The sequence below is a fragment of the Paraburkholderia sp. RAU2J genome (genome assembly GCF_003634845.1).
Lineage (GTDB): Bacteria > Pseudomonadota > Gammaproteobacteria > Burkholderiales > Burkholderiaceae > Paraburkholderia > Paraburkholderia fynbosensis.
Genome location: NZ_RBXG01000001.1, coordinates 781,510 through 794,960 on the forward strand (window position 1 = coordinate 781,510; position 13,451 = coordinate 794,960).

11 protein-coding genes are annotated in these 13,451 nt (G+C 65.0%); 1 reads left to right on the forward strand and 10 read right to left on the reverse strand.

Features of this window, described 5'->3' with window-relative positions:
* Positions 1 to 14 precede the first annotated feature (14 nt).
* The 3 genes from B0G69_RS03605 to edd form a co-directional block, all read right to left on the reverse strand.
* Positions 15 to 1,406 carry a GntP family permease gene (locus B0G69_RS03605; RefSeq protein ID WP_121315686.1) on the reverse strand — a complete coding sequence of 464 codons (1,392 nt, stop codon included), beginning with the start codon at positions 1,404 to 1,406 and terminating at the stop codon, positions 15 to 17.
* A gap of 250 nt (positions 1,407 to 1,656) precedes the next feature.
* A complete protein-coding gene (eda, locus tag B0G69_RS03610; RefSeq protein WP_121315687.1) occupies positions 1,657 to 2,298 on the reverse strand; it encodes a bifunctional 4-hydroxy-2-oxoglutarate aldolase/2-dehydro-3-deoxy-phosphogluconate aldolase in 642 nt (213 codons plus the stop codon).
* A 26-nt stretch (positions 2,299 to 2,324) separates the two neighbouring features.
* Positions 2,325 to 4,265: a phosphogluconate dehydratase gene (gene edd, locus B0G69_RS03615; protein WP_121315688.1), complete on the reverse strand. Its 1,941-nt coding sequence runs from the start codon at positions 4,263 to 4,265 to the stop codon at positions 2,325 to 2,327.
* A 288-nt stretch (positions 4,266 to 4,553) separates the two neighbouring features.
* On the opposite strand from edd, the gene B0G69_RS03620 reads away from it, so the two are divergent.
* Positions 4,554 to 5,399, forward strand: a complete 846-nt coding sequence (locus B0G69_RS03620) for a MurR/RpiR family transcriptional regulator (RefSeq protein WP_121315689.1) — start codon at positions 4,554 to 4,556, stop codon at positions 5,397 to 5,399.
* A gap of 112 nt (positions 5,400 to 5,511) precedes the next feature.
* Here the strand turns inward: B0G69_RS03620 and B0G69_RS03625 are convergent, their stop codons facing one another.
* The 7 genes from B0G69_RS03625 to B0G69_RS03655 all read right to left on the reverse strand — a co-directional run bounded on the left by B0G69_RS03625 (position 5,512) and on the right by B0G69_RS03655 (position 13,415).
* Entirely contained in the window at positions 5,512 to 5,928 is a 417-nt protein-coding gene (locus B0G69_RS03625; RefSeq protein WP_121315690.1) for a CopD family protein, read from the reverse strand.
* 77 nt (positions 5,929 to 6,005) lie between these two features.
* Entirely contained in the window at positions 6,006 to 7,277 is a 1,272-nt protein-coding gene (locus tag B0G69_RS03630) for a glutamate-5-semialdehyde dehydrogenase (protein ID WP_121315691.1), read from the reverse strand.
* Positions 7,278 to 7,569: 292 nt separating this feature from the next.
* Positions 7,570 to 8,688 carry a DNA polymerase III subunit delta gene (holA, locus tag B0G69_RS03635; RefSeq protein WP_121315692.1) on the reverse strand — a complete coding sequence of 373 codons (1,119 nt, stop codon included), beginning with the start codon at positions 8,686 to 8,688 and terminating at the stop codon, positions 7,570 to 7,572.
* A 66-nt stretch (positions 8,689 to 8,754) separates the two neighbouring features.
* Positions 8,755 to 9,306 (reverse strand): LPS assembly lipoprotein LptE, encoded by a 552-nt coding sequence (gene lptE / locus B0G69_RS03640; RefSeq protein WP_241991258.1) that lies wholly within the window; start codon positions 9,304 to 9,306, stop codon positions 8,755 to 8,757.
* Positions 9,307 to 9,397: 91 nt separating this feature from the next.
* Positions 9,398 to 11,989, reverse strand: coding sequence for a leucine--tRNA ligase (gene leuS, locus B0G69_RS03645; protein WP_121315694.1), 2,592 nt, complete (start codon positions 11,987 to 11,989; stop codon positions 9,398 to 9,400).
* Between the two features lie 179 nt (positions 11,990 to 12,168).
* Positions 12,169 to 12,615, reverse strand: coding sequence for a biopolymer transporter ExbD (locus B0G69_RS03650; RefSeq protein ID WP_121315695.1), 447 nt, complete (start codon positions 12,613 to 12,615; stop codon positions 12,169 to 12,171).
* Between the two features lie 89 nt (positions 12,616 to 12,704).
* Positions 12,705 to 13,415, reverse strand: coding sequence for a MotA/TolQ/ExbB proton channel family protein (locus B0G69_RS03655; protein ID WP_121315696.1), 711 nt, complete (start codon positions 13,413 to 13,415; stop codon positions 12,705 to 12,707).
* Between the last annotated feature and the right edge of the window lie 36 nt (positions 13,416 to 13,451).

The following is a 13,451-nucleotide window of genomic DNA, read 5'->3' on the forward strand; positions in this document are numbered from 1 at the left end:
AACTCCTTACTTCCTTACAGGACCGCCGCGAGCGCGAAGGTCAAGCCCAAACCCATCAGCGAGATGATGGTCTCGAGGAGCGACCATGTCTTGAAGGTCTGCCCCACCGTCATACCGAAGTACTCCTTGATCAGCCAGAAGCCGCCGTCGTTCACGTGCGAGAAGATCAGCGAGCCCGAACCGGTGGCGAGCACCAGCAATTCCGGCTTGACCTGCACCGCGCCCGCCGCCGCGATCGGCGCGACGATGCCGCAGGCGGTGGTCATCGCCACCGTGGCAGAACCGGTCGCGAGACGGATCAGCGCCGCGACCAGCCAGCCGAACAGCAGCGGCGACATATGCACGGAAGTTGCCACATTGACGATTTCCTTCGAAATGCCGCTATCCATCAGCACGCGGCCGAAACCGCCGCCCGCGCCGACGATCAGCGTGATGCCCGCGATCGGCGCGAGACATTCGCCGCAGAACTTCTGGATCTGTTCGCGCGTAAAGCCGCGGCTCGCGCCGAAGGTCCAGAAGCTGACGAGCACGGCCGTCAACAGCGCGACGTCCGAGTTGCCGAAGAAGCGCAGCAGATCGTTCGGCAGGGTCTTCGGCGTGGAGATCAGATCGGCCCAGCTGCCGATCAGCATCAGAAGCACCGGCAGCAAGATCGTGAACAGCGTGATGCCGAAGCTCGGCAATTCGCGCTTCGGCGCCGCGCCGGCTTTTGCGTTGGCGCCGTTGCCGCCATTGTCATGGCCGAGAAATTGCGCGGCGAGCGCATTTTCCTTCGGCAGCTTGATATAGCGGCTGACCAGCAGCGCGAACAGCGGACCGGCGATGATCGCGGTCGGCACACCGACGATCAACCCATAGGCGATGGTCCTGCCGATATCCGCGTGATACGCCTGCACCGCGAGCATCGCGGCCGGGTGCGGCGGCAAGAGCCCGTGCACGACGGACAGACCCGCGACCATCGGCAAGCCGACCAGCAGCAGCGATTTGTTGGTGCGCTTCGCGACGTTGAACGCGATCGGAATCAGCAGCACGAAACCGACCTCGAAGAACACCGGCAAGCCGACGATGATCGCGACGACCATCATCGCCCAGTGGATGTTCTTCTCGCCAAAGAAGTTGATCAACGTGGTGGCGATGCGCTCGGCGCCGCCCGATTCGGCCATCATCTTGCCGAGCATCGTGCCGAGACCGACCACGACCGCGATGTGCCCAAGTGTGTTGCCGTTACCCGTTTCGAACGATTTGACGATGGTGGCCATCGGCATGCCGGCGACGAGGCCGAGCAGCAGCGACACCATGATGAGAACAAGGAACGGATAAACCTTGTAGCGCGTGATCAGCAAGATCAGCAAGACGATCGCGACTACCCCGTAAACCAGCAGCATGCTGCCGTGAACAGCTTCCATGAAGCTCCTCCTTTGCGTTATTGATTCTGAGTGCGGAACACGGTCAGCACTTCGTCTCACGGCGGCCTGTGCGGTGCCGGAGAACCCGGCTGACCGCGCGGACGCTGAATTTTACTGTTTGTTTCCTGATAGCGCGCGTGAATCCGCTATGCAAATCGCAAAGAAGCCTCGGCGCGACAGCCGGGCGGCTGTATCGACGAGGCTCTTTTGCATGTCACCGCTGCGGGGCGGCTTGTTGTGCGCGCGGCTTTTAGTGGGCCGGCGCGGCCAACTGGCTGGCGGCTCGCGCGAGACGCGTGACTTCATCCCAGTTCTGCGCGGCCAGCGCGGCCTTCGGCGTGAGCCAAGAACCGCCTACGCACACCACGTTCGGCAACGACAGGAAATGCGGCGCCGTTTCGGCCGTAATGCCGCCGGTCGGGCAGAACTTCAGCGTCGGGAACGGGCCGTGGAATGCCTGCAGCATCGGCACGCCGCCGGCTTGCTGCGCCGGGAAAAACTTCACGATCTCGTAGCCGAGCTCCAGCGCCGTGATGATGTCGGTGGGCGTCATCACGCCCGGCAGCAGCGGCAAGCCCGCATCCTGCGCGGCCTTGTGCATGTCCTTCGTCAAACCCGGCGACACGCCGAACTGTGCGCCCGCTTTCTTCGCCTGCGCGCAGTGCTCCGGCTTCGTGATCGTGCCGACGCCGACCACGATGTCCTCGGCCAACTGGCTCGCGCGCTCGATCGCTTCGAGGCCGGCCGCCGTGCGCAACGTGATTTCCAGCACCTTCACGCCGCCCGCATGCAGCGCGCGCGACACGTGTTCGCCCTGTTCGACCGAGTCGAACGCGAGCACCGGAATCACCGGGCCGAGGCGCACGATATCGCTTACTGTTTTCGACGTCATAGTCAGACTCCTTGTTTCTGCAGCACTTAGCTGGCTTGCGTGGTGCTTGTGTGTTTGTCGGTATGCGCTTTGGCCGCGGCACCGTGATGCGTTGCATGCCGATCTGCGTGCGGGGTAGCGTGCGAGATTGCGTCTTCACCCACCATCTTGCCGAACACCGACGCGCCTTGCTCCGCCGGCGCCGCCGCCGCGCGGAAGACGCCAAACAGTTCGCGGCCGAAGCCGACTTCGTTTTCCGCCTGATGCAGCGGCTCGGCGTTCGGGCGCGCCGCCCATTCGGCCGCGTCGATCTCGATGTCGAGCACGCCCGCTTCGGCGTCGATCACCAGCATGTCGCCCGTGCGCACCTTGCCGATCGGGCCTTGCAGCAATGCTTCCGGCGACAGATGGATCACCGCCGGCACCTTGCCCGACGCGCCGGACATGCGGCCGTCCGTCACCAATGCGACATGAAAACCCTGATCCTGCAACACACCGAGCAGCGGCGTCAAACGATGCAGCTCGGGCATACCGTTTGCGCGCGCGCCCTGGAAGCGCACCACGGCGATGAAATCGCGCTTCAGCTCGCCTTTGTCGAACGCCTCCTGCACCGCTTCCTGCGAATCGAACACGATCGCCGGCGCCTTCACCTTGCGATGCGCCGCCGCCACCGCCGAAATCTTGATCACGCCGCGGCCGAGCTTGCCCTGCATCAGACGCAAGCCGCCGTCCGGCTGGAACGGCTCGTCGATGCCGCGCAGCACCGCCGTATCGGCGCTCGCCTCGACGGCCGGCACCCATTGCAGTTTGCCGTCGAGCAGCTTCGGCTCTTCGGTGTAATGCGCGAGCCCCTTGCCCGCGACCGTGTTCACGTCGTCGTGCAGCAAACCGCCTTCCAGCAGATTGCGCACGAGGAACGCGACGCCGCCGGCCGCGTGGAAGTGATTCACGTCGGCCTTGCCGTTCGGGTAGATCTTCGCGAGCAGCGGCACCACTTGCGACAGCGTGTCGAAGTCGTCCCAGTCGATCACGATGCCCGCTGCGCGTGCAATCGCGACCAGATGCAGCGTGTGGTTGGTCGAGCCGCCCGTCGCCAGCAACGCGACGATGCCGTTGACCACCGCCTTCTCGTCGATCACGTGGCCGATCGGCATGTAGTTGCCGCGCTCCACCGTCAGATCGAGCACGCGGCGCGCGGCCTGCGCGGTCAGCGCGTCGCGCAGCGGCGTATGCGGATGCACGAAGGCCGAACCCGGCAGATGCAGGCCCATCACTTCCATCAGCATCTGGTTGCTGTTCGCGGTGCCGTAGAACGTGCAGGTGCCGTGGCTGTGGTAGGCGGCCGCTTCCGCTTCGAGCAGCGCGTCGCGGCCGCATTGGCCGGTGGCGAACTGCTGGCGCGTCTTCGCTTTGTCGTCGTTGGACAGGCCGCTCGCCATCGGGCCGGCCGGCACGAAGATGGTCGGCAGATGGCCGAATTGCAGCGCGCCGATCAGCAGACCCGGCACGATCTTGTCGCAGATGCCGAGGCACAGCGCGGCGTCGAACATGTTGTGCGTGAGCGCGACCGCCGTGCCCATCGCGATGACTTCGCGCGAGAACAGGGACAGTTCCATGCCCGCATTGCCCTGCGTGATGCCGTCGCACATGGCCGGCACGCCGCCCGCGAATTGCGCGACACCGCCGTTTTCACGCGCGGCCTGCTTGATGATGTCCGGGTAGTTTTTGTACGGCGCGTGGGCCGACAGCATCTCGTTGTACGAGGACACGATGCCGATGTTCGGCTCGCGGATCTGCTTGATGACGAGCTTGTCGTTGCCCTCGAGGCCGGCGAAACCGTGAGCCAGGTTGGCGCACGAGAGCGCGCCGCGCGCCGGGAACTTGCCTTGCGCATGGTGGATGCGGGCCAGATACGCGTCACGGGTGGGCTTGCTGCGCTCGATCACGCGCCGCGTGACCTTCAACAATTGCGAATGCGGGGAAACCATCGGAGCTCCTTCGGCGCTGGCGGCAGGCGCGCGCACTTTGCCAGGTAGGTATCGCGGGGGCGTCGGATCAACCGACGACGCCATCTTAGTAGAAAAACTACACGATCGCAACGCCGTTTCCTGTTGCGCCGCGGCATTGGGTCATGTCGCGCTGCGCCTTACTGGAAGCCGGTAAGCGCTGAGCGACAAAAACCTAGGGATTACACCTAGAGCCGGATATGTAGTTTTTGTACCTTCTCATGCAATCAGATATAGTCCACGCATTCTCAGCATAGTGCGAGTTTTCCAATGATGCTGTCCCAAGTGGAAGAGATGCGCGAACAGTTGCGCCCCTCCGAGCGCAAGCTGGCCGATTACGTGATCGAAGCACCGCGCGAGGTGCTCGACCTGTCGATGACCGAAGTCGCCGCCCGTGCGGGCGTGAGCCAGCCGACCATCGCGCGGTTCTGTCATGCGCTCGGCTTTTCGGGATTTCGTGAGTTCAAGATCAGGCTCGCCCAGGGCATTGCCGCCGAGGTGCCCGCCGTCTATCGCGACGTGCGCCCCGACGAGCCGACGCCGGGCGTCGCCGCGAAGGTGCTCGACCGGACCATCGGCGCGCTGATCCAGGTGCGCAACAATCTGTCGTCGGACAGCGTGGCGGCGGCGATCGACATGCTGGCGCAAGCGCGGCGCATCGAGTTTTACGGCGCGGGCGGCTCGGGCATCGCCGCGCTCGACGTGCAGCACAAGTTCTTCCGGCTCGGCATGCCGAGCGTCGCGTATTCGGACCCGCATACGTTTCTGATGTCGGCGGCGCTATTGGCCGAAGGCGACGTCGTGGTCGCGATTTCGAACACCGGCCGCACGCGCGACATCATCGACGCCGCGAAGGCCGCGCTCAACGCGGGCGCGAAGGTCATTGCGATTACGCACGGCAATTCGCCGCTGGCGCGCCTCGCGACAGTTGGCCTGTTCGCGAACGTCGACGAGGACACGGATATCTTTTCGCCGATGACCTCGCGCGTGTCGCATCTGGCGATCGGCGACATTCTGGCGGTGGGCGTGGCGCTCAGCCGTGGACCGGAACTGCTGGAAAAGCTCGCGCAGACCAAGGAGGTGATTCACCGGCGCAGAGTGGATTCGCGCGGATAAAACGCGGCGGTTCCTTCGCAAGCAGCACGCCATAAACGACAAGGGCGGTTTGCCGATCAGCCGGCAAACCGCCCTTCTTCGTTGTTCAGTGCCGCGTATGACAACCGCCGAATCAGAACGGCTTGATCACGACCAACGCGACCGCCGCGAGCATCCCCAACACCGGCAACTCATTGAACATCCGATACCACTTGTCCGAGCGACGATTCTCGCCGCGCTCGAAAGTCCGCAGCAGCACGCCGCAATACGCGTGATAGATGACCAGCAGCACGACCACACCGACCTTCGCGTGAATCCAGCCCTGCCCGCTGCCGATGCCGACCACGAGCCACAGCCACAGCCCGCACACCAGCGCCGGTACCGCGATGAGCGTCATGAAGCGGAACAGCTTGCGCGCCATGATCAGCAGGCGCGCGGTAGCGGCGGGTTCCGTTTCCATCGCAAGATTGACGAAGATGCGCGGCAAATAGAACAGGCCGGCAAACCAGGAGGCAACCAGGACGATGTGAAACGTTTTTACCCAAAGCATCAGCGGTCCTCGTGCAACGTTGTGGCTGGCGCTGCCAGGCACACTTGCCTATGACCGCGCCCAGAAATGATGCCGCCTTACTGACGGCCTTCGCCGTGACCCAGCACGACGTATTTGAGCGAGGTCAGGCCTTCCAGGCCGACCGGGCCGCGCGCATGCAGCTTGTCGTTCGAAATGCCGATTTCCGCGCCCAGACCGAACTCGAAGCCGTCGGCAAAACGCGTTGACGCGTTGACCATCACGCTCGCCGAATCCACTTCGCGCAGGAAGCGCATCGCGCGATCGTGGTCTTCCGTGACGATCGCGTCGGTGTGGTGCGAGCTGTAGGCGTTGATGTGATCGATCGCCGCGTCGAGATCGTCGACCACCTTGATCGCGAGCACCGGCGCGAGGTATTCGGTGCGCCAGTCTTCCTCGGTGGCATCGACGAGCGGACCCACACCCGCGTCCGCGAGCACCGCGCGCGCCGCCGCGTCCACGCGCAGCTCGACGTCCTTGCCGCGATACAGCTTGCCGAGCGGCGGCAGCACCTCTGCCGCGACGCCGCGTGCGACCAGCAGCGTTTCCATCGTGTTGCAGGTGCCATAGCGGTGCGTCTTCGCGTTGTCGCAGACGTTCAGCGCCTTGGTGAGATCCGCGCGATCGTCGACATACACGTGGCAAATGCCGTCGAGGTGCTTGATCATCGGCACGCGCGCTTCGTTGATCAACCGCTCGATCAGGCTCTTGCCGCCGCGCGGCACGATCACGTCCACATACTCGGTCATCGTGATCAGCTTGCCGACCGCCGCGCGATCCGACGTGCCGACCACCTGCACGGCGTCCTGCGGCAAACCGGCGGCTTGCAGCCCTTCGCCGATCAACCTGGCCAGCGCGGTGTTGCATTCGAGCGCTTCCGAGCCGCCGCGCAGAATCGTCGCGTTGCCGGATTTGAGGCACAGCGCCGCGGCGTCGATCGTCACGTTCGGACGCGATTCGTAGATGATGCCGATCACTCCCAGCGGCACACGCATCTGGCCGACCTGGATGCCGCTCGGCCGGTACTTCAGATTGCTGATCTCGCCGATCGGATCGGCCAGCGACGCGACCTGCCGCAAGCCTTCCACCATCGTGTTCAACGCTTTGTCCGACAGCGTGAGACGGTCGATGAACGCGGCGTCGTGTCCTTTGTCGCGGGCGCGCGCGAGGTCACGCGCATTGGCCTCCTTGAGCAGCGCGGCATCGCGCTCGATAGCCTGCGCGACGGCCGCGAGCGCGGCGTTCTTCGCCGCGCTCGCGGCTCGTGCCATCGCGCGCGAAGCCTGGCGCGCGCGTCGGCCGAGGTCGGTCATGTACTGGTCGATATCCATGGTCATTCTCGTGGTGCCGCGCACGTCGATGTGCGGCGGACTGGCAGGATTGGCGAAAGAAGAAACGATTGTAAGTCCGGTCCAGGTGCTTTGCTCGGCACAGCGGCGTGGGCGGCGTAGCCGGCGTCGAACCTGCGCGCGTCTGAACGGGCAAATGCGCTGGCCGACACGGTGGCGAACAGGGCGGCAAACGCGGCGCTCGAGGAGCACATCGCGACACGCTAACGGCGCCGCATTTGCCCAACCTTCCGCGAAGCGATCCAATGCCGCTACGCGCCCTTCACGCCTCGGTTCACGCCGGCCGTCGCGCCGGCGTCACGGCGCCAGCCCGAGGTCGCGGCGGCGGCACCGGCACGGTTTTCGGCGCGGCCACCGTCATGGCGAGTTCGAAGAGACCGTCCCACGGATCGGGCGGCGGATCGTTGCGATGATTGCCCGGCGTGCTGCCGGACAAACCCTTCACCTGCCGATCCAGCCGCGCCGCCAAAGCGAGCGCCTTCTCGAGCGCGCCTTCGGTGACGCGCGACAGCGCCGGCCCGATCAACCTCTCGCGCGGACCCCACACGCGGTTCTCGCGCACCAGCATCGCGAGCGGCTTGCCGGCGGCGACGCCGCGCTTGATCCGCAGCAGCGTGCGCACTTCTTCGACGACCGCCCACAACACCAGCACCGACGCCTCGCCCTCGCCGCGCAGGCCATCGAGCATGCGCGCGAGGCGGCCGACGTCGCCCGCCAGCATCGCTTCGTTCAGCTTGAAGACGTCGTAACGCGCGACGTTGAGCACGGCGTCATGAATCTGTTCGAAGCTGAGCGTGCCGGCCGGATACAACAGCCCGAGCTTCTGGATTTCCTGATGCGCGGCAAGCAGATTGCCTTCCACCCGCTCGGCGATGAACGCCAGCGCGCGCCGCCCTTCTTCGCCGGCCGCGACGCGCTGACCTTGGGCCGCGAGCCGCTGCCCGACCCAGTTCGGCAACTGCGCGCGCTCGACCGGGTCGATCTTCAACGCGACGCCCGCATCGGCGAGCGCCGTGAACCACGCGGACTTTTGCGTGGCCGCGTCGAGCCGCGGCAGCGTGACCATCGTCAGCACGTCGTCGTTGACGGCGGCGGCGAGCGCCTTCAGCGCATCCGCGCCTTCCTTGCCGGGCTTGCCCGAAGGAATGCGCAACTCGACCAGTTGGCGGTCGCCGAACAGCGACATCGACTGGCTCGCGCCGAGCAGCGAACTCCAGTCGAAACCGCGCTCGACCGTGAACACCGAGCGGTCGGTGAACCCGGCCGCGCGCGCCGTCGCGCGAATCCGGTCACACGCTTCCTGCGCGAGCAGATGCTCGTCGCCGTACACGACGTATAGTCCGGCGAGTCCCTTCGCAAGATGCGCTTCTAGCGCGTCAAGTCGCAGTTGCATGGCTACTGGTCGGCGAGGTTGAACAGGTGCGGTGAATCATACACAGCAGCGGATACGCCATCACGCTCACAGCGGCGGCGGCGGCAACGGCGCACGCGGCGCGACGGCCGGCACGCCCTCACCCGGCGCGGGGTTCAGCGAGCGCACAACCCCCAGACGGCGGATCAACTGGTCGATCGCGTCGTTTTCCATATCGGCGAACAGGATGTCGGACTCGGCCGCCTTCGCTTGCGAGAACTGGTCGCTATAGGTCATTGCGCGATTCAGCGCGATCACGCTCGGCGGAATCAGCACGGTGCCGTCCTTGCCGGTCAGCGTGTAGCCCATCGACAGATTCAGTTGATACTCCGCGACCACGCCCAGCGAGTTCAGCGTCAGCGTGCTCGTGCTGCGGCCTTGAGTGATGTGCAGGATCGCGTCGGCATTGGCGATCGAATTGACCACGACCGTGTCGCTGCCGCCCTGCACCATGCGCGTCAGCCGCGCGGCCGCCGCCGGCGAACCTCCGGAAACATAGAGGCGCTTGAATGCGTAGTCCTGCTGGCCGCGCAACTGGAAGCCGCAGGCCGATAACATCATCACGCTGCAAGCCAGCGTTAAAAACGATCTGCGAGTCACATTGGCTCCCGGTTCGCAGTAGATTTCGCAGCGCGGACAAGCGCCGCCATGCGCGGCGGCGTCCTGTCCGCCGACATGTTTTCGTGGCCCGTCAAACGACCACGTTCACGAGACGGCCCGGCACCACGACGATCTTCTTCGGGGCCTTGCCTTCGCTGAACTTCGCGACCATCTCATGCGCGGCCGCGAGCTGTTCGATCGCTTCACGAGTCGCGTCTTTCGCCACGGTGATCGCGCCGCGCACCTTGCCGTTCACCTGCAGCACGAGTTCAATCTCGGCCTGCTCCAGCGCCTTCTCGTCGACCTTCGGCCATGCCGCGTCGAGCAGCGAGCCGAATTCGTCGGCGTAACCGAGTTCCTGCCACAGCTGGAACGTCAGGTGCGGCACCACCGGGTACAGCACACGCAGCATCACGCTGTAGGTTTCGCGCAGCACGGCCGGCTGGGCGCTCTTCGCGCTGTCGAGCGCGTTGAGCATCTTCATCGCGGCCGATACCACCGTGTTGTATTGCAGACGCTGATAGTCGAAGTCGGCCTGCTTCAGCACGCCGTAGATCTCGCGGCGCAGCAGCTTGTCGGCCTCGCCGAATTGCGCGGCGTCGAGCTTGCCGCCCGCACGCAACGCGCCTTCGTTCGTGTGACCGAAATTCCAGACGCGGCGCAGGAAGCGGCTCGCGCCTTCCACGCCCGAACCGGACCACTCGAGTTGTTGCTCGGGCGGAGCCGCGAACATCACGAACAGACGCGCGGTGTCCGCGCCGTGCTGATCGATCAGCAATTGCGGATCGACGCCGTTGTTCTTCGACTTCGACATCTTCTCGACGCCGCCGAGCACCACCGGCTGGCCATCCGCGTTCAGGATCGCGCCGACCGGACGGCCCTTGTCGTCGAAAGACACGGTGACGTCGGCCGGGTGGTACCAGGTCTTCTTGCCCGCTTCGTTTTCGCGGTAATACGTTTCGTTGAGCACCATGCCCTGCGTGAGCAGGTTCTTCGCCGGCTCGCCGAACTTGACGAGGCCGAGGTCGCGCATCACCTTCGCCCAGAAACGCGAGTACAGCAGGTGCAGAATCGCGTGCTCGATACCGCCGATGTACTGGTCCATTGGCGCCCAGTAGTCGGTGCGCTCGTCGACCATGGTCTTCGCATCCGGCGACGCGTAGCGGTAGAAGTACCAGGACGAATCGACGAAGGTGTCCATCGTGTCGGTTTCACGCTTCGCCGCGCCGCCGCAGGTCGGGCAGGTGCAGTTCACGAACGCTTCGGACTTCGCGAGCGGGTTGCCCGTGCCGTCCGGCACGAGGTCTTCGGGCAGCACCACCGGCAGATCTTTTTCCGGCACGGGCACGTCGCCGCACGCCGGGCAGTGGATGATCGGAATCGGCGTGCCCCAGTAGCGCTGACGCGACACGCCCCAGTCACGCAGACGCCACGTGATCTGCTTGTCGCCGAGGCCGAGTTCCTTCAGATCTGCCGCGATCTGGTCGACCGCAGCTTCGTACGCGAGGCCATTGTACTTGCCGCTGTTGACCAGCGTGCCGTTCTTCTCGCCGTACCATTCCTGCCAGGCTTGCGTCGAGAATTCCTTGCCTTCGACTGCCACCACCTGCTTGATTGGCAGACCGTATTTCTTCACGAACGCGAAGTCGCGCTCGTCGTGCGCGGGCACGCCCATCACCGCGCCTTCGCCGTAGCTCATCAGCACGTAGTTGCCGATCCACACTTCGACCGGTTCCTGCGTCAGCGGATGCGTGACGTAGAAGCCGGTGCCCATGCCCTTCTTTTCCATTGTCGCGACGTCGGCTTCGGCCACGCCGCCGCGCTTGCATTCTTCGATGAACGCCTGCAGCTCCGGCTTGCCTTGCGCGAGACGCGTGGCAAGCGGATGCTCGGCGGCGATCGCGCAGAAGGTCACGCCCATGATCGTGTCGGCGCGCGTGGTGAACACGCGCAGCAGCTTCCGTTCGCCGTCGATTTCATACGGGAAGCCGAAGTTCACGCCGAAGCTCTTGCCGATCCAGTTCTGCTGCATGATCTTGACGCGCTCGGGCCAGCCGAGGCCGTCGAGGTCGTTCAGCAGTTCGTCCGCGTACTGCGTGATGCGCATGTAGTACATCGGGATTTCGCGCTTCTCGACGAGCGCGCCCGAGCGCCAGCCGCGGCCGTCGATCACCTGCTCGTTGGCGAGCACGGTCTGGTCGACCGGGTCCCAGTTGACGGTGCCGGTCTTCTTGTAAGCGATGCCCTTTTCGAGCATCTTCAGGAACAGCCACTGGTTCCACTTGTAGTAGTCGGGACTGCAGGTCGCGACTTCGCGGGTCCAGTCGATCGCAAGGCCCATCGACTGCATCTGCTTCTTCATGTAAGCGATGTTGTCGTAGGTCCACTTCGCGGGCGGCACGTTGTTGGCCATCGCGGCGTTTTCCGCCGGCATGCCGAACGCGTCCCAGCCCATCGGCATCAGCACGTTGTAGCCGTTCATCCGCAGATAGCGGTACATCACGTCGTTGATCGTGTAGTTGCGCACGTGGCCCATGTGCAGCTTGCCCGACGGGTACGGCAGCATCGAGACGCAATAGAACTTGGGCTTGTCGGTGGTTTCCGTCGTCTTGTACGCGTCGATGGCGCGCCATTGCCCTTGCGCGGCGGATTCGACGTCGGAGGGAACGTATTTTTCGTGCATGGTGTGATGGGATCGCTGGGTTCGGTGCTTTCGCACCGGCCGCTTTGGTGCTCTGCTGAATGAAATGGCGTCGTTTCCCCGTCGGCGGGGAAAGGGCTGATTATACCGTTCGCGGACCGCTACGCCGCGCGGGATGGCGCGCGGGTGCCGAGCAGTGGGTGTGAAGGGCGGTGCAGGGTTTAATGCGCCGCGTCCGCTGGCGGCGGCGGGTCCGTCACGAAACCGATCCGCTCGAGGCCGGCCTGCTGCGCCGCGCCCATTACCTGCGCAATGACCTCGTAGCGCGTCGAGCGCTCCGCGCGCAGATGGATCTCCGGCTGCTGCGCCTGCTGCCTGGCTTCGCTCGCCGCTTGCGCGAACTGGGTGCGCATCTGCGCGAGCGTGATGAGCTTGCCGTTCCAGTACAGCTTGCCGGCGGCGTCGATCGACAGGGAAATGGTTTGCGGCGTTTCGCGCGCGGGCGTGGCCGCGACTTTCGGCAGATCGAGCCGGATCGCGTGCGTGAACAACGGCGCGGTGATGATGAAAATCACCAGCAGCACCAGCATCACGTCGATCAACGGGGTCATGTTGATCTCGGCCATCGGCGCAGCCGTCTGCTTTTTCTCGAGTCCGCCGAATGCCATGATCGCCTCCTTCCGTCTGAGCTTTCCGCTTGAGTCTGATGCTGGGCTTCTGCCTCGGCGTTATGCCTGGGCCTTTGCGAACCGCGCGCCTAGTGGGTCGAAGCCTGCTGCGCGCGCACCGGCGCGTGAGGCTGCTCCGCGGGCGCGCACACGTACGCGTGCAGATCATGCGCGAAGCCGTCGAGTTCTTCGGACAACTGCCGCACGAGGCGCCCGAGCACGTTGTACGCCAGCACCGCCGGAATCGCGACCACCAGACCGAACGCCGTCATGATCAGTGCTTCGCCGACCGGACCGGCGACGTTCTCGATCTGCGCCTGACCGGCCGCGGCGATGCTGCCGAGCGCGTGATAGATGCCCCAGACGGTCCCGAGCAGGCCGACGAACGGCGCCGTGGCGCCCACCGACGCCAGCAGCACCTGGCCGAATTCGAGCCGCCGCTGCGACGCGTTGAGCGCCTGGCGCAACGCCCGCAGCACCCGCTCGCCACGCTCGACACGCGCGAGCAGCGCGCCCGGAATATCCACCTCGGCCGCATGCAGCGCCGCCTCGGCGAGCGGCAGGAAGACGCGCTCACGGTCCGCGCGCCGCAACACCGCGACGCCCTCGGACAGCGTCGGCGCCTGCCAGAACTGCGCAATCGCCCGCGTGGCCTGACGTTTGGCGCGAGTCAGCATCCAGCTCTTGACGATCAGGAAGCACCAGCTCGCAATCGACATGGCCAGCAGCACATACGCGACCCCGTGCGTGATCGCGTCGCTGGTTTGCAGGTAATGGATGATGCCGCTGCTGCCTGCCATCTGACCTCACCGTGGGAAAGTGTATTCAGGGCGTAT